This window comes from Caldisalinibacter kiritimatiensis, from assembly GCF_000387765.1.
Lineage (GTDB): Bacteria > Bacillota > Clostridia > Tissierellales > Caldisalinibacteraceae > Caldisalinibacter > Caldisalinibacter kiritimatiensis.
Genome location: NZ_ARZA01000066.1, coordinates 16696 through 39083 on the forward strand (window position 1 = coordinate 16696; position 22388 = coordinate 39083).

A 22388-nucleotide genomic window follows, 5' to 3' on the forward strand; every position below is an offset into this window, starting at 1 on the left:
ATGGACAAGCACTAATGGAGGTAAGATATAATGAAAAGAAATAGGGGTATAGATAGAAAGATTAGAAAAAAGAAGAATGGTTTAATGTTTATAATGATGATTTTAACTATTTCAATTTTTTTGATATTATTTACTAAAACAGTTTTTTTTCAAGTGTCTAAAATTGAAGTTATAGGCAATAATGTATTAAATAAAGAAAAAGTAATTTTAGCTTCAGGAATAATGGAAAATGAAAATATATTTAAAATTAATGTTAAACAAGCTGAGAAAAATTTATTATTGCATCCATATATTAAGAAAGTTGATATTTATAGAAAAATACCAAATAGAATTTTAATAAATATAGAAGAAAGGAAAGAAATAATTACAATTCCGTGTGTCAGCTCATATATATATTTAGATGAAGAAGGTATCGTTTTAGACATATTAGCTGAGAAGAAAGATACCACATTAGTAAAAGTTAGAGGATTAAAGGTAAAGAATATAACTAAAGGAGAAAAAATTATTTTAGAAGAAAACCAAAATATAAATGGTATAATAGAACTTGTAAAAAAGTGTGAAGATGTAGACATGATAGAAATGATTGATTACGTAACAATGAATGATGAGTCTATATTAGTAATTGCTTTAAAAACGGGTACGAAAGTTGCGCTTAATGCTCAAGATAATGTAAAATATAAATTAGAATTTACCAAAGAAATATTAAAAAAGAGAGAAGAAGAAAACTTAGAACTAAAAGGTATGATAGATTTTACTAAGGGCGATAATCCTATATTTAGACAAGATACCATGTAGGGGGATTAAAATGGATAATTTGAAAAGTAAAGTATCAATTATGTTTATATGTATAATTTTAGGAATAGTACTTGCTGTGCAATTTAAAACAATAAATAAAGCAACAGATAATGTTATTCCTAGCCAGAGAGCACAACAGTTGGCCATTGAACTAAAGGCCCATAAAGATGAAAAAGATAAATTACTGAAAGAACTACAGAGTCTAGAAGCAAGATTAAAAGAATATGAAAAAAATGCATCAGAAGAAAGTGTATATGTTAAAAGATTATCTCAGGATATAATGAAGTATAAAATATTAGCTGGATATGAAGATGTTCACGGTCCAGGTGTAGTAATAATAATTGATGATCCTCCTATGGATGTTCAATATGGAGATACAACTAGCAACCTAGTATATAGATATGATATGTTATTAGAAATTGTAAGTAGTTTAAATGCAGCTGGAGCAGAAGCTATCTCTATAAACGACCAACGATATACAAACTTCACTGAAATAATTCCAGTAGGTAATCATATAAACATTAATGGTGTTCCCTTTGTGCCACCTTTTGTGATTAAAGCAATTGGACATATGCAAACATTAGAATCAGCACTTAATTTTCCAGGTGGTATAATATGGAGAATGAAAAAGCTAGACTTCGATGTTCAAATAAAGACAGAGAAGGACATAGAAATACCAAGATATACAAAAAATAAAGAATTTAAATATGCAAAACCATTTAAAGGTTTATCTAATTAGCCCTTAGGAGGGTTAGTATGCAAAAAAAAATTATGAACCAAATGATAATATTTTTTTTGTCTGGAATTCTTGGCTATTTTTTAATAACTAATATGTTACATAATACTCAGCAATATTCGTTGGTATCGATTAATTCTATACAAATGATGAAAAATTCAATACAAAATAATCGACAAGAGATACAGGATTTAAGAGAAATGATAGAACAAAAGAAAAAAGAATTAGATAATTATAAAAATGCCGTTAAAGAAAAAGGAAGTATTAGTACCGTTTTAGAACAAGAATTAGAACAGCTAAAAATGCTTTCAGGAACAACAGATGTTCATGGTCCTGGAATTATGATTAGATTAGATGATAATCATGATGGCTACAAAGAAGGTGAAGACCTTAATTTATATATTGTACATGATTTAGATGTGGTTTTAATTGTGAATGATTTAATAGCTGCGGGTGCAGAAGCAATAAGTATTAATGGTAAAAGACTAACTGCTGATTCAGGAATAATATGTGGAGGTAACGTAATAAAAATAAATGATGAAGAAATAGGAGCACCCTTTATAATAAAAGCAATTGGTGACCCGAAGCTTTTATCAGCTGCAGTTAATGCACCTAATACTTATGGATGGGAATTAAAAGAGTTTTTTGGTATTAAGCTCGAGACAATACAGAGTGATGATATTCCCATACCTAGGTATTTTAAGAAACCAGAATTTGAGTATGTAAAACCAATAAATAAAGAAGGTGAATAAATGCTAGTAGCAATCATAGGACTGTTAATAGGTGGTATCATTGGATTCATTTTACCGATAACATATAATCCAAGTTATTCCTTATATATATCAGTAGGTATCTTAGCTTGTTTGGATTCAGTTTTTGGTGGTATCAGAGCTAATTTAGAGAATAAGTTTAATGCTAAGATTTTTATATCAGGTTTTTTTGGAAATGCTATATTAGCAGCTTTTTTGGCTTATGTAGGTGACCGTTTAGGGGTACCACTTTACTATGCTGCTATTTTTGCGTTTGGTAGCAGATTATTCCAAAATTTTGCTATTATTAGAAGGTTTTATTTTAATAAATAGCATAAGTGAAAGAGTAATATATTTATAAGCTCGTATATTAATTTGTATGTTCTGGTTTAATTAAAGGGGGGGGAATATGACAGACTTTTTTACTTCTATAGATTTAGGAACATCTAAAGTCTGTGCAATCATTGCTGGAAAGGATAAAAATGGACAAGTCCAAATAATAGGAATGGGAAAGAGTGACTGTAATGGTATAAAAAAAGGTGTAGTTGTTGATATAGAATCTACTACTAAAGGGGTAATTAATGCAGTTGAACAAGCTGAAAATATGGCTGATGTAACGGTAACAGAAGCCTATATAAATATCCCAGGAGGCTATTCTAGAATTGTTAGTAATAAAGGAATGATAGCTGTTTCTGGTGATGATAATGAAATATCCCTTGAGGATATTGAAAGAGTTATAACTTCAGCTACAATCATATCAGTCCCCCAAGACCAGAGAATAATAGATGTGATACCAAATCAATATATAGTAGATGGTTATGATGAAATTAAAGACCCAACAGGTATGGTTGGAACAAGATTAGAAGTGGAAGCAGATATCGTTACTGCTTCGGTTACTACTACACAAAATCTTATTAAAAGCATTAATAAAGCAGGTATAGACGTAGTAGGTATATTTATGGAGCCTTTAGCTACAGCTAATTCTGTTTTGACGGATGATGAGAAAGAATTAGGTGTATTATTAATAGATATTGGTGCAGGAACTAGCGATATATCTATATTTAAAAAAAATCGTTTGATATATTCAAATATACTTTTAGTAGGAGGAAATCATATCACTAACGATTTATCAATTGGGCTTAGAATACCATTTAAACAAAGTGAAGAGATAAAGAGGAGGTATGGAGCAGTAGAGTATACAGAAGATAATAATGATAATGTAATAGAAATTAATCCAATTGGACTAAACAAAGAGATAAAGGTTTCTAAATATCAATTATCAGAAATAATAGAAGCACGAGTAGGTGAAGTTTTTGAGCTTATTGACAAAGAATTACATAAAAATAAATTAAAAAAGCAACTGTTAGCAGGTGCAGTTATTACTGGAGGTGGAGTTAGTTATTTAAAGGGTATCGAGAAATTGGCTGGTTTAAGATTAGGATTACCAGTAAGAATTGGTAAGCCAAATGAATTAGTGGCTAATGAACCAATTTATTCTACTGCAGTTGGTATTATTAATTATGTTTATAAGAGGAAATTTAAATATTATATAGAATATAGTAATACTGAAGCTATAAAATCAAATTATAGGTCAAAAACAAAAAACAACAACAAACTTACATCTTTAGTAAAAAAAGTCTGGAAAGAATACTTTTAATAAACGTAATACATAAGGGGGTAATAACGTGTTTGAATTTGATGTAGATGTAGAACAATTTGCAAGAATAAAAGTTATAGGTGTTGGTGGCGGCGGAAATAACGCTGTTAATAGAATGATAGAAGCTGATGTTAAAGGAATTGAATATATTGCTATTAATACTGATAAACAGGCTTTAGCATATTCAAAAGCAGAATATAAGATACAAATAGGAGAAAAATTGACAAAAGGATTAGGTGCGGGAGCTAATCCTGAAATAGGAAAAAAAGCTGCAGAAGAAAGTAGAAATGATATTCTTGAAATTTTAAAAGGTGCTGATATGGTATTCATAACAGCTGGTATGGGTGGAGGCACAGGTACAGGTGCAGCTCCAGTTGTGGCTGAAATAGCTAAAGAGATGGGAATATTAACTGTAGGTGTTGTAACTAAACCATTTATGTTTGAAGGAAGAAGAAGGATGATTCATGCTGAAAAAGGAGTACAAGATTTAAAAAGTAGAGTTGATACTCTAGTTACAATACCTAATGATAGATTATTACAGGTGGTTGAAAAGAAAACTTCAATCATGGATGCATTTAAAGTTGCTGACGATGTTTTAAGACAAGGTATACAAGGTATATCTGATCTTATAGCTGTACCAGCTTTAATAAATCTAGACTTTGCCGATGTAAAAACTATAATGACAGAAAAAGGACTCGCTCACATGGGAATAGGTAGAGCAAGTGGAGAAAGTAGAGCTACTGAAGCAGCTAAACAAGCTATACAAAGTCCTTTATTAGAAACATCTATAGAAGGTGCTAAAGGAGTATTATTAAATATTACAGGAGGTCCAAACTTAGGATTATTTGAAGTTAATGAGGCAGCTGACCTTATTAGAGAATCAGTTGACCCAGATGCAAATATAATTTTTGGAGCTGGAATTGATGAAAATCTTAAAGATGATATAAAAATTACCGTAATTGCTACAGGATTTAGTGAAAATAATGTTAAGGAAGAAAAGAAAGTAGATGGCAAAGAGAATAGAAAGCAAAATCTAAATACAGATAAAAAGGATAATGATGAATTTGAGATTGATGACGATTTAGATATACCAACATTTTTAAGACAAAGAAACAGATAAAAATCCCTTTTTCCTCTTTTGAGGAAAAGGGATTTTTTTCGACTTCAGCTTATGACATTTTTTTAATACAACTTATTATATAATAGACATAAAAATAAGGACAACTGAATATGAGTTAAGTAGGGGGAAATGTATAATAAGGAGAGTTACGAAGTGTATGTCTATGCTGAATATCTCATATTAGAGAACTTAGTCATAAATTATATAATACTATATTTAACGAAGTACTTTACTAAAACAGAGACCAGCAAGTTAAAACTTTTTATTGCTTCATTGATAGGTGCATTATATACACTGGTAGTTTTTTATCCTTCGTTAATGTTTATGACTAGATTTACAATTAAAGCTTCTGTTTCAGTATTGATAATTATAATTGCCTTTACACCTTATAAGCTGAGAAAATTTATTAAACTAATTGCAACTTTTTATGTTGTTTCTTTTGTATTTGCTGGTGCCGCATTGGCATTATTTTATTTAACTAAAGGAGATGTAGTAACAGGGAGAGGGATATTCTATATTAAAGAATTTCCTATTAGGCTATTGACTATAGCTATTGTTATGTCATGGATATTATTTAAAACAACATGGGGGTATATACAAGGTACATTTAGTAAAGATAAAGTATTTGTTCCTATAACAATAAAGTTAAACGATAAAAAAGTAGCATTAACTGCTTTAATTGATACAGGTAATTCATTAAAAGACCCAATTACTGAAGTTCCAGTTATTATAGTACAGTTTTCAGCTATAAAGAGTTTATTACCTAAAGAGATACAGAATGTTTTTACAACATATAAGGAAAATAGTTTAGAAACAATTTCAGCAGTTATGTTACAGACAAAGGCAGAAGTAAACTTCAGACTTATACCATTTAAGTCAATAGGAAAGGATAATGGGATGTTAGTAGGATTTAAGCCAGATAATGTTGTAATAGATGATGAAAATGAGCAAAAAGTAATCTCAGATATAATAGTTGGAATATATAACAATAAACTATCTACTGATGAAAAATATATGGCACTTTTACATCCAGAAATTCTGAATTAATTAGGAGGTGGTAATTTGGGATATATATATACTAAACTAAAATTTAAATTTAGACTATGGCTTATTAAAATATTCAGTAAATTTAATATATTAGAAGATAAGGACATTTATTATATCGGTGGAAGTGAAATATTACCCCCTCCCTTAACTCCTGAGGAAGAAGCTTATTTAGTTTCAAAGTTAAAAGAAGAAGATAATGAACATGTTAAATCAAAACTTATTGAAAGAAATTTAAGACTAGTAGTATATATAGCTAGAAAATTTGAAAATACAGGTGTAGGGGTTGAAGATTTAATTTCTATTGGTACTATAGGGCTAATAAAAGCTGTGAATACTTTTAAACCGGATAAAAAAATAAAGTTAGCAACATATGCGTCTAAATGTATAGAAAACGAAATTTTGATGTATTTAAGGCGTAATAGTAAAACTAAATCTGAGATTTCCTTTGATGAGCCTTTAAATATTGACTGGGATGGTAATGAATTATTATTATCCGACATATTAGGAACTGAAGGAGACATTATATTTAAATACTTAGAAGAAGAGGTAGATAGAGAATTGTTAAACCAATCAATTCAGAAGCTTTCAAATAGAGAGAAAAAGATAATGGAACTAAGGTTTGGTCTAAGGCAGGGAGAAGAAGGAAAAACTCAAAAAGAAGTTGCGGACTTATTAGGAATATCACAGTCTTATATATCAAGACTGGAAAAAAGGATTATAAAACGATTAAAAAAAGATATAAGTAGAATGATTTAAAGGGCACCTTTGTGTGTCCTTTTTTATGTAATAAATTACCAAATGAAAACTTAAAGAATTACTTTAAGTTGTGAATAAAAATGTATAAAAAGGCAATAATTTTAGTTGAAAAGGGGCAAAACATCAAGAAAGGAATGAAGATAATAAATGCATATAAACAAAGTTGAAATTTGTGGAGTAAATACATCTGAATTACCTGTATTGACAAATAAAGAAATGAAAAAGCTATTCAAACGTATACATGCAGGTGATTTATCAGCTAGAGAAGAGTTTATAAGAGGCAACTTAAGATTAGTTCTTAGTGTTATTCAAAGGTTTAACAAAAGAGGAGAACCTGTTGATGATTTGTTCCAAGTTGGATGTATTGGTTTAATTAAAGCTATTGATAATTTTGATTTATCTCAGAATGTAAAGTTTTCTACTTATGCTGTACCTATGATTATAGGTGAAATAAGAAGATATTTACGAGATAACAATTCTATAAGGGTAAGTAGATCTCTAAGAGATATTGCATATAAAGCATTACAAGTAAGGGACCAATTAATTAATAAAAATTCAAAAGAACCAACAATATCAGAAATTGCAAAAGAGTTAAATTTACCTAAAGAAGAAGTAGTTTTTGCACTGGATGCTATACAGGACCCAATATCTTTATTTGAGCCTATTTATCATGATAGTGGTGATGCTATATATGTAATGGACCAAGTAAGTGATGAGAAAAGCGAAGATGAAACTTGGCTTGAAGGAATAGCATTAAGAGAAGGGTTAAGAAAATTAAGTAGTAGAGAAAAACTCATTTTAAATCTAAGATTCTATGAAGGAAAGACACAAATGGAAGTAGCTGATGAAATAGGAATTTCACAGGCTCAGGTATCAAGACTAGAGAAAGCAGCTTTAAGGCATATGAAAAAACTTATTTAAAATAAAATTAAAGGGGGACATTTCCATTATGCTCACTAAAAGGTAAATAAAATGAATTAGTAGTAATAAAATAAGACAAGTGCATATACAATTATAATAGATAAAATTATTATAAGAAGGTGAGATAATGGTTAGTACATCTGATTTAGTAAAAACATCGGACTTAAAAGAAAAAGAGGTTATAAATATTAAGGATGGTACTAGATTAGGTATGATAGTGGATATAGATGTGGATCTTAATGAAGGAAAAATAAATGCAATAATTTTACCTAGTCTTGAGAAAGGATTTAGAATATTTAATAAAAATGATGATATAGTAATAAAATGGGATAATATAATTAAAATTGGTTCAGATGTAATATTGGTAGATTTGAATTTACAAGGTTATAATCCACCTAATAAAACAGAAGACGATTAATTAGTAAAATTTTTTTATTGGACAACGTTAAAAAAATATAATATAATGAACCTGAACTTATAAATTTAGTAATGAAGGTGATAGTAGATGAAATGTCCTTTTTGTGACTATTATGAAACAAAAGTTGTTGATTCGAGACCTACAGATGAAGGACAGGCTATTAGAAGGAGAAGGGAATGTATAAGCTGTAAGAAGCGTTTTACAACTTATGAGAAAATTGAAGAAATCCCACTTGTTGTTGTTAAAAAAGATGGCACAAGACAGCCTTATAATAGAAGCAAATTATTAAATGGGATTATAAGAGCTTGTGAAAAGAGACCAGTGTCTATTAATACAATGGAAAAAGTAGTTAATGATATAGAAAAAGTATTGTACAATTTAATGGAAAAAGAAGTGACAACAAAAGACATTGGAGAAATGGTTATGAATAAGCTTAAGAATATTGATGAAGTAGCTTATGTTAGATTTGCGTCAGTTTATAGACAGTTTAAGGATATAAACACTTTTATGGACGAATTAAAGAAATTACTGGATGAAAAGTAAATATATAATGTTCTTACATTAAACAGTAAGACTCACTATAAATCCTCAATATAAACAAGGTATTATAATTTTTATTATTTGAATTAGTATTAATTTATTGATAGAGGATTTGGTTGAGTCCTTTTTTATTGTATAGGAAGGAATGAGATTTTATGAATACCGATAAAGGATTCGTATTAAAAGAAGTAAATGGAATCAAATATTACTCAATACCAAGGTTTGAAAAAACAGGTCTAGTTAAACATATGTTTACAACTCGATTTGGGGGAGTTAGTCCAGGTCCATACGAAAGTTTAAATTTAGGTATAAATACAGGAGATGATAATGAAAATATAACAGAGAATTTTAATAGGATTATAAAATTAATGGATAGTACTATAGATGATATAGTAGTATCTAATCAGCTACACACTACTAATATAGAAATTATTGAAGGTAATGAAGAATATAATGGAATAGATAATAGAAAATTAATGAAACAAGGTATTGATGGATTAATAACAAATAAAAGAGATATCACACTTTTTACTTTTTATGCTGACTGCGTACCATTATTCTATCTAGATATTAAGAAAAAAGTTATAGGATTAGCTCATGCTGGATGGAGAGGGACTGTAAATAAGATTGCTAGTAAGATGGTTGATTTAATGACCAAGAAATATAATTGTGCTCCTAAAGATATACTTGTGGGGATTGGACCTTCAATAGGCCCTTGCTGTTATGTAGTAGGAGACGATGTGTATAAAAAATTTAACAAAAACTTTACAAACCTTAATAATTTGATGAAACCAAGCGGTGAAGGTAAATGGTATCTTAATCTATGGGAAGCAAATAAACAAGCTTTGCAGGAGATAGGTATTTTAGATAGAAATATAATTGTAAGTGAAATATGCACTAGCTGCCATACAGAATTACTGTTTTCCTTTAGAAAAGAATTAGGAGAGACGGGAAGGATGGCTGCAATAATAAAGCTTAACTAAAATAAGGAGGTTCTTTAAATGAAATACGCAAAAATACTTGTTGTAGACGACGAAGAGCATATTGTTGAGCTTATTAATTTTAATCTAGAGAAGCATGGTTATAAAGTAGTAACTGCTTTTAATGGTAAAGATGCATTTAAAAAAGTAAAAGAAGAAAGTCCTGATTTGATTGTTTTAGATTTAATGTTACCAGAGATAGATGGTATAGATGTATGTAAAATGCTTAAGAAAGATTCCGATACAGAAAAAATACCAATAATTATGCTGACAGCGAGAAGCGAAGAAACTGATAAAGTATTAGGACTTGAGCTTGGGGCAGATGATTATGTTACAAAACCGTTTAGCGTTAAGGAGCTAATTGCTAGAATAAAAGCTGTATTAAGAAGAAGTAGCGATGCAAATAAAAAAGAACAACCAGTTATAAAAATTGGTGATATAGTTATCGATACAGAAAAGCATGAGGTAACTAAAAAAGACCAAGTGTTAGAATTAACTCTTAAGGAGTTTGAAGTATTAAAGTTATTAGCTAGTAATAGAGGAAAAGTTTTATCAAGAGACTTTTTACTTGATGAGGTTTGGGGATATGATTATTATGGAGAAACTAGAACAGTTGATGTTCATATACGACATTTAAGAAGAAAAATTGAAGACAATGACAAAGATCCAAAATATATAGAAACTATAAGAGGTGTAGGATATAAAATGAGGTAGAGGGGTATATATGAGAAAGAAAATTTTGATAAGTTTTGTAATATTAATATTAATAGCAATCTTTACAACAGGTATATTAACACTAAGTTTACTAAAATCTAATTATCTGCATAATGTAGAGGATAAGTTAATTACAAATGCTAAACTTATAACCAATTTTCTGGAACAACAGCATAATATTAACAATGCACAGTTGAGTAGTATAGTAAATGAGTTTTCTAATGAGATTAACACGAGGATTACACTAATAGATAAAGATGGAAATGTGATTTTTGATTCTGATGCTGATGAAGAAACATTAGATAACCATGGAAATAGACCTGAGATAAAGGAAGCGTTTAAAGGATATATTGGTACTAGTAAAAGATATAGTAAAACTCTTGGGCATGATATGCTATATGTAGCGCTTCCATTCAGTAAATCTGAAAATAAAATAAAGGTTATACGTTTATCAGTGGAGCTAAAAGATATCAATGACTTTAATAGTTCATTGGTAAAATATTTTTCAATATCTGCTATACTTGGAATTTTGGTTGCTTTCTTTTTAGGAATTAAATATATGAAGAGTATAACAGACCCAATAATTGAGCTTACTGAAGCTACAAAAAAGATTTCACAAGGCGAATATGGAAAAAAGGTATACTTCACCAATGATGATGAGATTGGAATATTATATAATAATTTTAACATAATGAGTCAAAAGCTAGAGGAAACTATAAACGAGCTACAAGATAATAATACAAAGATGGAATCAATCTTAACAAGTATGGTAAATGGAGTAATTGCATTAGATAACAGTAAAAACATTATGTTTATTAATCCACGCGCAGAGAAATTATTTGGTGTCAAAGAAGAGGATGTTAAAGGTAAACATATTTTAGAGGTTGTAAGGATTAATGAGCTAGATAATTTAATTCATAACTTACTAAAAGAGAATATAGTATCTAAAAGTGAGATAGAAATATTTGAACCAAAGCATAGGATATTAAATATTTATTCAAATCCTATTACATTAGAAAATGACCCAACTAGAGTAATAGGGGTTGTTATAATAATTCAGGATATAACTGAGATGAGAAAATTAGAAAGAATGAGGAAAGATTTTGTGGCGAATGTTTCCCATGAATTAAAGACTCCATTAACGTCTATTAAAGGATTTGTTGAAACATTAAAAGACGGTGCTGGAGAAGATAGAGAGATAAGAGAGAAATTTTTAGATATAATCGAGATAGAGGTAGGAAGATTGAGTTCACTTATTCAAGATATATTATTATTATCAGAAATAGAAAATAAGAAAAATATACAAGTTAAAGAGTTAATTAATGTAAATAAATCTATAGATGAAGTAATTCAAGTGATGAATGAAATAGCTAAGAAAAAAGATATAGAAATTATAAACAAAGTAGAGAATAAATTACCACATATATATGGTAATAATGGTTGGTTTAAGCAGATGCTGATAAATCTAATAGATAATGGAATTAAGTATACACCAAAACAAGGTAAAGTTATTGTTGAAGTATATAATAATATACAAAATTTAGTAGTGAAGATTAAAGATACAGGCATAGGTATTGAAGAAAAACATTTGGACAGGCTATTTGAAAGATTTTATAGAGTAGATAAAGCAAGGTCTAGGCAGGTAGGTGGAACTGGTCTGGGACTAGCAATAGTAAAACATATAGTATTATCTTTTAATGGGACTATAGAAGTAAAGAGTGAAATAAATAAAGGTACAGAATTTATAATTAAAATCCCAATAGAAGATATAGAGCATGAAGGATAAAATGTTAAAAAATATTTACTATTCTTTAACTTTATTTTAATCATTTATTAACAGGTATTAGTTACAATATACTTGAATAGAAGCTGAGTTCCTACACAAATTAATAAATCTTCCCATTTCTTATTATTAGGAATCTGGTACAAACAGGTTCCTTTTTTGTTTGTTTTTTGTGCATCTACTTCATTTCAACTATTCAACTATAGATTGTATAATCAAGTAAAATATTAGCGTTTTATGTCATTTAGCTTCAAATTTTTCATTTCATTGTTTATATCATTTATAGTCGTTTAATTTTATATTTCCAATTTTTAAAACAGTAGCAAACATCTAATACCAATAGCCAGCTTTTTAGTGGCATTTTAATATACGAATAAGTTTCTACAATAAGGGCATTATAATTATTGTACAATAATAGAGTTTTATTAAATATGTTTCATTGAAAAGAAAAAATGAATTCATGATATTAGCTTGCTTATACTAGCAGAGATAAGGTAGGTGACAACTGTGTTTGATTATGGGTATATAATTATTCCATCTATAGCTCTTGGGGTGTTATCAAGACTTTCGATGTTGAGGGTTGACTATAAACAATATCCAAGTTATCCTCAAGGAGTTTTTTCACATATTACATTAGGTATTATAGCAGCAAGTTTAGGGTCAGTAGCTATTCCAGCTTTAGCAGAAAAAGAATTTGCAGCAGTAACTTTTTTATCTTTAGCTGCTCAACAATTCAGAGAGGTTAGAAATTTAGAAAGACAAAGTTTAGATAATATAGAACCTACGGAACTTGTTTCTAGAGGTACAGCTTATATTGAAGATATAGCTAAAGCTTTTGAAGCAAGGAATTATGTAACAATGTTAACTTCTTTAGTCGTTAGCTTAGTGATTTTTGGATTAGACAAATTTGGAATACCTACTACATATTCAGTTTCAACAGGTATAATTGCAGGTTTGACTTCAATCGTATATTTAAATAAACAGATATCAAGACAAAAGGTTGGAAACATAGCAGATGTTAAACCAGCTAAAATTAGTTTTCAGGGGCCTTTATTAACAGTAAATGACGTTATTATAATGAATGTGGGACTTAAAGCTTCTAGAGAAATATATTTAAAAAATGGCATTGCAGTAGAAATAATCCCTAAAGATGAAAATGCAATAGCCACTCTTTCTAATTTAGGGCAAAGGCAAGCTATACAGCATAATGCTGCTGTTTTATTAGGAATTAGAAAAGATATAGATGAACCTGATTTTACACCATTAGCACGTAGAGACCCACATACAGGAAATATTGTAATGGCTATAGTAACCATGGAACCCGACGTAGAATGTTTAGTAGATGCTGTTAAAAGAACTATAGTTTTAGAAAGTGCAAAAAGAAAGCCTTTAGAATCTCAAGCTGGAGAAAAAGCTGCTGATTAAGGAGTGATACTGTGGATATAGGAATAAAGGAATCCATTATAGCAATAGTTACTATTGATAGAAATGTAGTTTCTTCAGATGGAGCACCTGTTTTTTATGCTAAAGATGTGGAAGAGCAAGAACGAATAGCCTTATTGCTTTCAAAAATAACACTTGGCATGATACATGATCTAGAGAACGGGTGCTATGTTATTATAAGACACTAATAAGTTAAAACTTTTTCTAAAAGCAGCTAGGCTGCTTTTTTTCATTTAACAGTTAACAGATAATTAAGTCTTGATTTATTTATATGTAAATGGTAGTATTACTAAAGTATGATGTAAAATATGATTTATTATGATATAATATTATAACCAGATACTAACATCACATTATAGTAAAGGGCGGTAATATGGAACTTAGAAATATAAACCAAGGAAATAATATTATTAAAGAAGTATTACAAAATAGTATTGCAGAAGAGTTAGGAATAGAAAAAGGGGATATATTATTAGCAATCAATGGTCAAGAAATAAAGGATATAATTGATTATAAATTCTTAATATCTGATGAATATGTAGAGGTCACTATTGAAAAGCAAAATGGTGAAGTATGGGATTTAGAGATTGAGAAAGGGTTTGATGAAGAACTAGGTATAGTTTTTACTAATCCATTAATAGATAAAGCAAAAAGTTGTAGAAATAAATGCATATTTTGCTTTATTGACCAACTACCTGAAGGGATGAGAAAAACATTATATTTTAAAGATGATGATTCAAGATTATCTTTTTTACAAGGTAATTTTATTACTCTTACTAATATGAGTGATGATGAAATTGATAGAATAATAAAGTATAGATTAAGTCCTATAAACATATCTGTTCATACTACAGACCCTGAACTAAGAATAAAAATGCTTAACAATAAAAATGCAGGTAAAATATTTGATATTTTACAAAGATTTAATGATGCATCTATTGAAATGAATTGTCAGATTGTATTAGTCCCTGGAATTAATGATGGTGAAAATTTAGATAGAACTCTTAAAGATTTATCTAAGTTATATCCAAATGTTGCAAGTGTTGCGGTAGTCCCTGTTGGTGTTACACAATATAGAGATGGGTTATTTGAATTAGATACTTATAATAAACAATCATCCAAATTATTATTAGAAAAAATCAAAGATTATCAGCAATATTATATTAAGAAATTTGGATCAAGATTTGTATATGCAGCAGATGAGTTCTATGTATTGGCTGATGAAGATATACCGGCTTATGAAAATTATGAAGGTTTTCCACAATTGGAAAATGGAGTTGGACTTATGAGATTATTTTGGAATCAAATAGAACAAGCAATTGATTCTATTGACGATAAAATAAGTGTTAATAAAGAATATGTAATAGCAACTGGGACTTTAGCTTATGATTTTATGGTAAGTGTTTCTCAGGCTTTAATTAGTAAATTTGAAGGACTAAAGTTAAAAGTGGTGCCTATTAAGAATAAATTTTTTGGTGAAAAAATTACTGTATCAGGGCTTGTTACTGGTAGAGATTTGTTAAATCAGTTAAAAGGAATAGAAATTAAAGACGGGGTCATAATACCTAAATGTATGTTAAAAAGTGATGAGGATATCTTCTTGGATGATGTAACTGTAAAGGAATTAGAAAAGAAATTAAATACAAAAATAATAATATCTGAAGTTGATGGAAAGTCGTTTGTTGATATTTTCAAGTAAAGGGTGAGGTGAATCATATGGGAAGACCTGTAGTAGCAATAGTTGGAAGACCGAATGTTGGTAAATCCACATTATTTAATAGAATAGCAGGAAAAAGGATAGCTATTGTAGAAGATAAACCAGGAGTGACAAGGGATAGAATTTATGCTGAAGGTGAATGGCTAAATAAATATTTTACACTTATAGATACAGGTGGTATAGAACCGGAAAGTAAAGATATAATACTATCACAAATGAGAAGACAGGCTGAAATAGCCATAGAAACAGCTGACGTGATACTATTTTTGGTTGATGGTATTCAAGGATTAACTCCTACAGATAGAGAAGTAGCGGAAATGCTGAGAAAATCTAAAAATGAAGTTGTTTTAGTATGCAACAAAATAGATTATAATGCATTAAATGAGTCTATATATGAATTTTATGAGCTAGGGCTAGGAGAACCTATACCTATATCAGCATCTCAAGGATTAGGTATAGGGGATTTGTTAGATGTGGTTGTTGAGAAGTTTCCAAGTGAAAAAGATACAGAATACGATGATGATGTAATTAAGGTCGCAGTAATAGGAAAACCAAATGCAGGAAAGTCATCTCTTGTAAATAGGATTTTAGGCGAAGATAGGGTTATAGTAAGTGATATACCAGGAACTACTAGAGATGCTATAGATACTAGATTTGAGGTGAATGGAGATAAATTTGTTTTTATAGACACAGCAGGTTTAAGAAAGAAAAAGAAAATATATGAAAATGTAGAAAGATATAGTGCAATCAGGACATTAACCGCAATAGAAAGAGCAGATGTGTGTTTAATTATGATTGATGCTACAGAAGGGGTAACAGAACAGGATAAAAAGATAGCTGGATTTGCACATAATAATGGAAAAGCTTCTATAATTATAATAAATAAATGGGATTTAATAGATAAAGATGATAGAACATATTTAAAATTTAAAAATGAAGTAAAAACTAAGTTAGCATTTATGGACTATGCACCGATATTATACATTTCAGCATTAACAGGTCAAAGAGTTAATAGAGCACTAGATTTAATTAAGCAAGCGTCAATGAACCATAGTATGAGAATAAGAACTGGCACATTAAATGATATAATAGGAGAAGCAGTACTAATGAATCAGCCACCTTCAGATAAGGGAAGAAGATTAAAAATCTATTATGCAACTCAAGTAGGCGTAAAGCCACCGAAGTTTGTAATCTTTGTAAATGATGAAGAATTAATGCATTTTTCGTATGCGAGATATCTAGAGAACCAAATTAGAAATACTTTTGAGTTTAAGGGTACGCCAATACAGTTTGAATTTAGGCAAAAGGGGGACTAATGGTGTTAGATGTTGTTTTAGTAGTTGTTATAGGCTATTTACTGGGAAATATAGCTACATCATATTTTTTAGGAAAAATATTTGAAAACAAAGATATTAGAAATTATGGTAGTGGGAATGCTGGAGCTACTAATGCCTTAAGAGTATTCGGTGTTAAGATTGCTGCTACTACTTTTATATGCGATGCTTTAAAAGGGGTATTAGCTGTATTAATTGGAAGATGGATTCTAGGAGACAACGGAGAGTTAATAGCAGGCTTATTTGTAATCATAGGACATAACTGGCCAATATTTCTAAAATTTAAAGGTGGTAAAGGAATAGCTTCTACTATTGGAGTAATGTTAACAGTAAATTATATTGTTGCATTAATAACCATACTTATAGGACTTATTATAGTAATTAAAACTAAATATGTTTCTTTAGGATCTGTAACAGCTATGGCACTATTGCCTATTATAGGAGTTTTAGTTGTTAGACCTTTTGAGTTAAAGTTGTTTTTATTTACGTTAGTATTGTCTATTATGGCTATATATAGACACAAATCTAACATAAAAAGGCTTCTTAATGGTACAGAAAATAAAATTGGACAAAAAGCTTAAAAGTATAGGAGGGTAATATGAGTTATAAAATAAGTATTCTTGGTGGTGGAAGCTGGGGAACAGCATTGGCTATCTTACTAGGAAAGAAAGGCTATAATATTGATTTATGGACTAGGGATAAAGAGCAGTGTGAACACATGAATACTGCTAGGGAAAATACAAAATATTTACCAGGGATTGTTATTCCAAACAATGTTAATATAGTAAACGATATAGAGAAGGCTATTTATAAAAACGATATAATTGTTCTAGCAATACCATCTCATGCTGTAAGGTCTGCTGTAGAATTAATAAAAAACAATGTAAATGAAGGACAAGTCATTGTAAATGTAGCTAAAGGCATTGAAACAGATAGTCTACATAGAATATCGGAAATTGTAAGTGAAGTAATACCTAATAGCAAATACGCAGTATTATCTGGCCCATCCCATGCTGAAGAAGTTGCGAGGGATATGCCTACTACTATAGTAGCAGCTTCTAATGATATAGAAACGGCTAAATATGTACAAGACATTTTTATGACTCCTAAGTTTAGGGTATATACTAATCCTGATGTGATAGGTGTTGAATTAGGTGGTTCTTTAAAGAATGTAATAGCTTTAGGTGCGGGTATATCTGATGGTTTAGGATATGGAGATAATACTAAGGCTGCACTTATGAATAGAGGTATTATTGAGATAGCAAGACTTGGAGAAAAAATGGGGGCTAATAAAATGACCTTTGCTGGTTTGTCAGGAATAGGAGACTTGATAGTTACTTGTACTAGTAAACATAGTAGAAATAGAAGAGCAGGGATTTTAATAGGCAAAGGTATGAAGGTAGAAGAAGCGATTGATTCTGTAGGAATGGTTGTAGAAGGTATCAAAACAACAGAAGCAGCTTATAAACTATCTAAAAAATATGATGTAAAAATGCCTATTACAGAAGAGCTATATGGAGTACTATATGACGGAAAAGATGTAAAAAAATCAGTTATTAACCTTATGCTTAGAGATAAGAAACATGAAATGGAAGATATAATTAATAGTGGTGATGATATACAATAGTTAGATGATAAAACTCCGAGCACAGTAAATGTGCTTGGAGTTTTCTTTTAAGGCAAAAAGTATAATTCATAATTTACTTAAATACCTTGTACTCAAAATGCAGTAAATCTGTATTTTTTTTTATTGCATGTCATAATATTGAGAAATCCTCATATATATATACTGTTAAGAGTATGTGTTGATAAAATGTATGCAACATTATCCATAATTATATAAAGGAGGATAGATGTATGGATAAATTTAATATATATAAAGATATAGCAGAAAGAACCGATGGCGATATATACGTAGGAGTAGTAGGTCCTGTTAGGACTGGAAAATCAACTTTTATTAAAAGATTTATGGAATTACTAGTGCTGCCTAATATCGATAATACTTTTAGAAAAGAAAGAACTAATGATGAATTACCACAAAGTGGTGCAGGAAAGACCATAATGACAACTGAACCTAAATTTGTACCGGGTGAAGCAGTAGAACTTACTTTGGATGAAAATATAAAGTTTAAAGTAAAAATGGTAGATTGCGTAGGATATTTAGTTAAAGGTGCTTTAGGACATGAAGAAGGAAATATGCCAAGAATGGTAACTACTCCATGGTATGAGAAAGAAATACCTTTTGAAGAAGCAGCAGAAATAGGAACAAGAAAGGTAATAACAGAGCATTCTACTATAGGAGTTGTAATTACTACTGATGGTTCAATTACAGACATTGACAGACCAAACTATATTAAGGCAGAAGAGAGAGTAGTAAATGAGTTAAAAGAAATAGAAAAGCCATTTGTAATATTACTTAATTCTAAACATCCAAACTTAGATAGTACTATAGCACTGAGAGAGAGTTTAGAAGAAAAATACAACGTTCCAGTTATAGCAGTTGACTGCTTAAATATGACTATAGAAGATGTTAATAGAGTTATGGAAAAAGTATTGCTAGAATTCCCAATCAAAGAAATAAACATAAACCTTCCAGGTTGGGTAGAAGGATTAAATAAAAAGCATTGGATAAGAGAGAACATACTAAATTCAGTTAAAGATATTATTAGTAGTTTACAAAGACTTAGTGAAGTTAAAAGTAATGTAAATAGATTTAATGAATTAGATATTGTTGAAGATGTTGAACTGTCTGAGATAGAATTAGGAGAAGGCGTTGCTAATATTTCTATGAATATTGACTACAGCTTATTTTATAAAGCAATAAGTGAAGTTACAGGATATGAAATAAATGGGGAGCATCAGATATTGGGATTAGTAAATAAATTGGCTGATGCAAAAAGGGAATATGATAAGATTGAAAAAGCATTAGTAGCAGCTAAAGAACAAGGATATGGTTTAGTAGCACCAAGTATAGAAGAACTAGAATTGTTAGAGCCAGAAATATTCAAACAAGGTAATAGATTTGGAGTTAAGCTTAAAGCTAATGCCCCTTCACTACACTTAATTAAAGCAAATTTAACAACAGAGGTTTCTCCAATAATAGGAACTGAAAAGCAAAGTGAAGAATTAGTAAAATATTTATTAGATGAATTTGAAAATGACCCTTCAAAAATATGGGAATCCAATATGTTTGGAAAATCATTACATGACCTTGTAAAAGAACAATTCCAAAGCAAACTAAATATGATGCCAGAAGATGCAAGAGCTAAATTACAAAGAACATTAGAAAGAATCATTAATGAAGGTAGTGGGGGGTTAATCTGTATAATTATTTAGAAAGGTAACTCAATAAATAAAGGCCACCGTAAAAACGGTGGCCTTTATTATGGTCGGGATGACTGGATTTGAACCAGCGACACCAAGTCCCCCAGACTTGTGCGCTACCAAACTGCGCCACATCCCGATAGCATTATAATTATACAAGAAATTCAACTGTATGTAAAGAAGTTATTACTTATTCTAAATAAAAGTAAATGTAACAAAAAGTGTTATATTATTATATTTTATTATGAAAAAAGTTATGAAAGAAAATTATCTATAAAACAAAAAATTTAAACTTATTAAAATCAAATTTAAATTGTACATCAAATCATACTTATGTTATATTAAATAAGTTAAAAACAGTTTCTACTATGTATGTTTATAATATGATTTCAAATAGTTCTATTTTGTTTTGTATTTTCTACAATTAATAATTATGTTATACTTGTTTTAAAGTTTTAATTAGAAAGAGTGATAGAATGTTTTTATTATATATTCAAGCGTTTGTAATTATGTTGTTTTTGGTAAGTGTTTTTGGTTATGTGTTAGTAGTGTTAAAAGAAAAATTATATCTAAAGAGAAATATTATATTAATAGATAAAAAATCAGTTAAGAAAGAATATATAGATGAAGTAGATTTAAAAGAGTTTATTGTTGGAGGGATACATGTAAGGGCTGGAGATGAAGTTAAAGTAATATTATCAAGTAACGAGAGTATGGAAGGAATAATTATTGGAGCTAATAAAAAAGATGACCTAATTCTTATGGTTACCCATAAAGATGAAATTAGAAAATTTAGAGTTAGTAGAATAAAAAAATTTAAGATAATAAGTAAGTACGGTAAATTTTTCAAATAATTAAGAAGCTTCGAATTTAATTCGGAGTTTCATATATTTTAAGAATAAATTGTACAGTTAACGTTAAAATTTATAAAATAAAAATAAGAAAAGTGAACTAATTAGCATAAGTATGAAGGAAATTAAAAAGATTTGAAGAAATATATAATAGTTCTTATGATTATTTGGTGGTGATAGCTTGCCGACTGAAAAGAGAAAAATAAAGAGAAAACGTAAAAGAGTAATGAGGTTGTTATTGGTATTTTCTGTAGTTATGTATATTCTTCTAAGAATGACAACCTCCATTATTGGCTCTAACATTGAGACAGTTATAGTAGAAAATGGCGTAATTAGTGTAACTGAAAAAACTAAAGGTATTATTATAAAAGATGAAAAAGTCTACAGAGCATTGGGATACGGTAATGTTAACTACTTTAAAGAAGCAGGTGATAAAGTAGCTGTAGGTACCAAAATTGCGGAAATATCAACTACTAACAGATATAATGAATTAAAGGAAGAATTAAGAAACATAGATGAAAGATTAAAAATATATCAAAGTGAAAATAAAATAGAAGAAATATTCAAGGATGATATAGGGAAAGTTGATTATTACATTAAACAACTAGAAAATGAAATTAGTGAGTGTATAATAAATGGAGAGTATAGTAGAGTTCAAGAACTAAAAAATAAGTTGAATTTCAGAATAGAAATGAAAAAAAGTATAACTGAGCCAAAGGGGGTAGTTGGTGAGAGTATAGAAAGATTAAAAAAGAAGAAAAAAAATATTGTTAAAGAATTAGAAAATTTAAAAAATACCTATTATGCTGACTCTTCAGGTGTTTTAAGTTTATCAATAGATGGATTGGAAGAAATCTATTCATCAAATAAAATTTCTAAACTAACCCCAGATGACTTTAGAATATTAGAAAGAAAGATTATAAATTTGAATAACGGTCAAAAGGTTAATCACGGACATCCAATATTTAAAATATCGAACAACTATAAATGGTATATTATTGCAAAAATGAATAAAGAAAGTTTAGATTCTTTAGAAGAAGGTAAAACTGTATATATAAAGGTGGATGATGAAGAAAAAGCTTATGAAGCTAAAGTTTACAAGATTAATACTGTTGATAAAGAAAGTTTGATTATATTTAAATTTGAAAATTATTTTTACAAGTTTATTGATAAGAGATATGTTGATATTGAAATTATAAAAACAAAACATGAGGGTCTAAAAATACCAAAGACATCAATTGTAGACAAAAACGGGATTAAAGGAGTTTATATTAAGGATATCAGTAATATAGTAAAATTTAGGCCAATACAAATAATAGGAACTGATGATAAATACGCTATCGTTAGTGAAGGAGAAAAAATTAACTTAGGTGGAAGAGGAAAAATAGAGATTAAAGTTAATGGAGTTAAAGAAAAGAAATATACGATATATTTATTTGATAAAATTATAGTAAATGGTTCGCGTGTTAAAGAAGGACAAATTATTAATTAAGGGAGGGGTGA

General features: G+C 29.2%; 23 protein-coding genes and 1 tRNA gene. 23 read left to right on the top strand and 1 reads right to left on the bottom strand.

Annotation, left to right across the window (positions count from 1 at the left end):
- Window positions 1-30: 30 nt before the first annotated feature.
- From L21TH_RS03010 to spoIVA, 21 genes are all read left to right on the top strand, one after another.
- Window positions 31-795: a cell division protein FtsQ/DivIB gene (locus tag L21TH_RS03010; RefSeq protein WP_006308840.1), complete on the top strand. Its 765-nt coding sequence runs from the start codon at window positions 31-33 to the stop codon at window positions 793-795.
- A 10-nt stretch (window positions 796-805) separates the two neighbouring features.
- On the top strand, window positions 806-1534 hold the full coding sequence (locus L21TH_RS03015) for a DUF881 domain-containing protein (RefSeq protein ID WP_006308841.1): 729 nt from the start codon (window positions 806-808) through the stop codon (window positions 1532-1534).
- A gap of 17 nt (window positions 1535-1551) precedes the next feature.
- The gene (locus L21TH_RS03020; protein WP_006308842.1) at window positions 1552-2283 is read left to right on the top strand and encodes a DUF881 domain-containing protein; all 732 of its coding nucleotides are present in this window, start codon (window positions 1552-1554) and stop codon (window positions 2281-2283) included.
- Window positions 2284-2613: a small basic family protein gene (locus tag L21TH_RS03025; protein ID WP_006308843.1), complete on the top strand. Its 330-nt coding sequence runs from the start codon at window positions 2284-2286 to the stop codon at window positions 2611-2613. It begins immediately after the preceding gene.
- A gap of 76 nt (window positions 2614-2689) precedes the next feature.
- Window positions 2690-3937 carry a cell division protein FtsA gene (gene ftsA / locus L21TH_RS03030; protein ID WP_006308844.1) on the top strand — a complete coding sequence of 416 codons (1248 nt, stop codon included), beginning with the start codon at window positions 2690-2692 and terminating at the stop codon, window positions 3935-3937.
- A gap of 28 nt (window positions 3938-3965) precedes the next feature.
- Window positions 3966-5057, top strand: a complete 1092-nt coding sequence (gene ftsZ, locus L21TH_RS03035) for a cell division protein FtsZ (protein WP_006308846.1) — start codon at window positions 3966-3968, stop codon at window positions 5055-5057.
- 129 nt (window positions 5058-5186) lie between these two features.
- Window positions 5187-6104 (top strand): sigma-E processing peptidase SpoIIGA, encoded by a 918-nt coding sequence (gene spoIIGA / locus L21TH_RS03040; protein WP_081627905.1) that lies wholly within the window; start codon window positions 5187-5189, stop codon window positions 6102-6104.
- 15 nt (window positions 6105-6119) lie between these two features.
- Window positions 6120-6860: an RNA polymerase sporulation sigma factor SigE gene (gene sigE, locus L21TH_RS03045; RefSeq protein ID WP_006308849.1), complete on the top strand. Its 741-nt coding sequence runs from the start codon at window positions 6120-6122 to the stop codon at window positions 6858-6860.
- A 147-nt stretch (window positions 6861-7007) separates the two neighbouring features.
- Window positions 7008-7781 (top strand): RNA polymerase sporulation sigma factor SigG, encoded by a 774-nt coding sequence (gene sigG, locus L21TH_RS03050; RefSeq protein ID WP_006308850.1) that lies wholly within the window; start codon window positions 7008-7010, stop codon window positions 7779-7781.
- Between the two features lie 127 nt (window positions 7782-7908).
- Window positions 7909-8199, top strand: coding sequence for a YlmC/YmxH family sporulation protein (locus tag L21TH_RS03055; RefSeq protein ID WP_006308851.1), 291 nt, complete (start codon window positions 7909-7911; stop codon window positions 8197-8199).
- Between the two features lie 87 nt (window positions 8200-8286).
- Window positions 8287-8742 carry a transcriptional regulator NrdR gene (nrdR, locus tag L21TH_RS03060; protein ID WP_006308852.1) on the top strand — a complete coding sequence of 152 codons (456 nt, stop codon included), beginning with the start codon at window positions 8287-8289 and terminating at the stop codon, window positions 8740-8742.
- A gap of 152 nt (window positions 8743-8894) precedes the next feature.
- Entirely contained in the window at window positions 8895-9722 is an 828-nt protein-coding gene (gene pgeF / locus L21TH_RS03065) for a peptidoglycan editing factor PgeF (protein ID WP_006308854.1), read from the top strand.
- A gap of 18 nt (window positions 9723-9740) precedes the next feature.
- Window positions 9741-10433: a response regulator gene (locus L21TH_RS03070; RefSeq protein ID WP_006308855.1), complete on the top strand. Its 693-nt coding sequence runs from the start codon at window positions 9741-9743 to the stop codon at window positions 10431-10433.
- Window positions 10434-10443: 10 nt separating this feature from the next.
- A complete protein-coding gene (pnpS, locus tag L21TH_RS03075; protein WP_006308856.1) occupies window positions 10444-12219 on the top strand; it encodes a two-component system histidine kinase PnpS in 1776 nt (591 codons plus the stop codon).
- A 504-nt stretch (window positions 12220-12723) separates the two neighbouring features.
- Window positions 12724-13641 carry a YIEGIA family protein gene (locus L21TH_RS03080; protein ID WP_006308857.1) on the top strand — a complete coding sequence of 306 codons (918 nt, stop codon included), beginning with the start codon at window positions 12724-12726 and terminating at the stop codon, window positions 13639-13641.
- Between the two features lie 11 nt (window positions 13642-13652).
- Window positions 13653-13847 carry a capping complex subunit for YIEGIA gene (locus tag L21TH_RS03085; protein WP_006308858.1) on the top strand — a complete coding sequence of 65 codons (195 nt, stop codon included), beginning with the start codon at window positions 13653-13655 and terminating at the stop codon, window positions 13845-13847.
- 185 nt (window positions 13848-14032) lie between these two features.
- The gene (locus L21TH_RS03090; RefSeq protein ID WP_006308859.1) at window positions 14033-15358 is read left to right on the top strand and encodes a DUF512 domain-containing protein; all 1326 of its coding nucleotides are present in this window, start codon (window positions 14033-14035) and stop codon (window positions 15356-15358) included.
- A 17-nt stretch (window positions 15359-15375) separates the two neighbouring features.
- Window positions 15376-16692 carry a ribosome biogenesis GTPase Der gene (gene der, locus L21TH_RS03095; protein ID WP_006308861.1) on the top strand — a complete coding sequence of 439 codons (1317 nt, stop codon included), beginning with the start codon at window positions 15376-15378 and terminating at the stop codon, window positions 16690-16692.
- The gene (plsY, locus tag L21TH_RS03100) at window positions 16692-17291 is read left to right on the top strand and encodes a glycerol-3-phosphate 1-O-acyltransferase PlsY (RefSeq protein ID WP_006308863.1); all 600 of its coding nucleotides are present in this window, start codon (window positions 16692-16694) and stop codon (window positions 17289-17291) included. Before der ends, plsY begins: the two co-directional genes overlap by 1 nt.
- A 17-nt stretch (window positions 17292-17308) precedes the next feature.
- On the top strand, window positions 17309-18337 hold the full coding sequence (locus tag L21TH_RS03105; RefSeq protein WP_006308875.1) for an NAD(P)H-dependent glycerol-3-phosphate dehydrogenase: 1029 nt from the start codon (window positions 17309-17311) through the stop codon (window positions 18335-18337).
- 230 nt (window positions 18338-18567) lie between these two features.
- Window positions 18568-20046, top strand: a complete 1479-nt coding sequence (gene spoIVA, locus L21TH_RS03110; protein ID WP_006308876.1) for a stage IV sporulation protein A — start codon at window positions 18568-18570, stop codon at window positions 20044-20046.
- Between the two features lie 50 nt (window positions 20047-20096).
- Here spoIVA and L21TH_RS03115 read toward each other — a convergent pair.
- Window positions 20097-20173: transfer RNA gene (locus L21TH_RS03115), tRNA-Pro, on the bottom strand.
- A 337-nt stretch (window positions 20174-20510) separates the two neighbouring features.
- On the opposite strand from L21TH_RS03115, the gene L21TH_RS03120 reads away from it, so the two are divergent.
- Both L21TH_RS03120 and L21TH_RS03125 read left to right on the top strand, forming a co-directional pair.
- Window positions 20511-20888 (top strand): hypothetical protein, encoded by a 378-nt coding sequence (locus tag L21TH_RS03120; RefSeq protein WP_006308877.1) that lies wholly within the window; start codon window positions 20511-20513, stop codon window positions 20886-20888.
- 178 nt (window positions 20889-21066) lie between these two features.
- Window positions 21067-22377, top strand: coding sequence for a biotin/lipoyl attachment domain-containing protein (locus L21TH_RS03125; protein WP_006308878.1), 1311 nt, complete (start codon window positions 21067-21069; stop codon window positions 22375-22377).
- Window positions 22378-22388 lie beyond the last annotated feature (11 nt).